The sequence below is a fragment of the Sciscionella sediminilitoris genome (genome assembly GCF_000737195.2).
Classification (GTDB): domain Bacteria; phylum Actinomycetota; class Actinomycetes; order Mycobacteriales; family Pseudonocardiaceae; genus Sciscionella; species Sciscionella sediminilitoris.
Genome location: NZ_JALM01000209.1, coordinates 1 through 889, shown reverse-complemented (window position 1 = coordinate 889; position 889 = coordinate 1). Strand labels below are relative to the sequence as shown.

Sequence of the window (889 nt, the reverse complement as noted above, 5' to 3'; positions counted from 1 at the left end):
CTCTTCCAAGTCATGCTGTCCCTGGACAACACCGACCTGGGCAGCTCGCTGGAGAAGGTGCAGCTACCCGGGCTGACTGTCACGGGCCGATCCGTTCAGCGCACCGTTGCCCGTACCGATCTCACGTTCGCCCTGCGCGAGTGGCACGAGGCCGACGGTTCTCCGGCCTTGCGGGGTGTTCTGGAGTTCAGTGTGGATTTGTTCGATCGGGTGACGGCGGAGGAGTTGGTGGCCCGGTTCCTGCGGGTGCTGGAGACGGTGGTCGCGGATCCGGAGATACGGGTGGACCGGGTACCGGTGCTGGACCCGGCCGAGTCGCGGCATGTGCTGGAGGAACTGAACGACACGGCCCGGCCGGTGCCGGGTTTGCCGTTCGGGCGGCTGTTCGAGGCGCAGGTATTGCGGTCACCGGATGCGGTGGCGCTCGAGTGTGCGGGGGAGACGCTGACCTATGCGGAGCTGAATGCGCGGGCGAATCAGGTCGCGCGGTATGTGCTGGGGCTGGGTGTGTGCCCTGGTGAGGTGGTGGGCGTGATGCTGCCGCGCTCACCGGCATGGGTGGCCGCGGTGCTGGGCGTGGTGAAAGCGGGGGCCGCCTTTTGCCCGATCGACCGGGAACTTCCGGAGGATCGAGTGGCGTTCATGGTGGCGGATGCCGGGGTTTCGGTGGTGCTGGATGACCCGGGCCTGCTCGATGTGGTGGCCGGATTGCCGGACGAGGACGTGGAGGTCTCGGTGCCGTTGCCGGGCCTGGCGTACGTGATCTACACCTCGGGATCGACCGGGCGGCCGAAGGGTGTCGCGGTCACTCACGCCGGGTTGAGCAGTGTGTTCGCCGAGCATATCGAGCGTTTTGGGGCGGGTCCCGGTGATCGATTGTTGCAGGTGG

1 protein-coding gene is annotated in these 889 nt (G+C 67.2%); it reads left to right on the top strand.

What is annotated here, in order from left to right:
- Positions 1-12 precede the first annotated feature (12 nt).
- Positions 13-889: AMP-binding protein (locus AD72_RS35195; RefSeq protein WP_197285180.1), on the top strand; the 877-nt coding region annotated here is incomplete at its 3' end.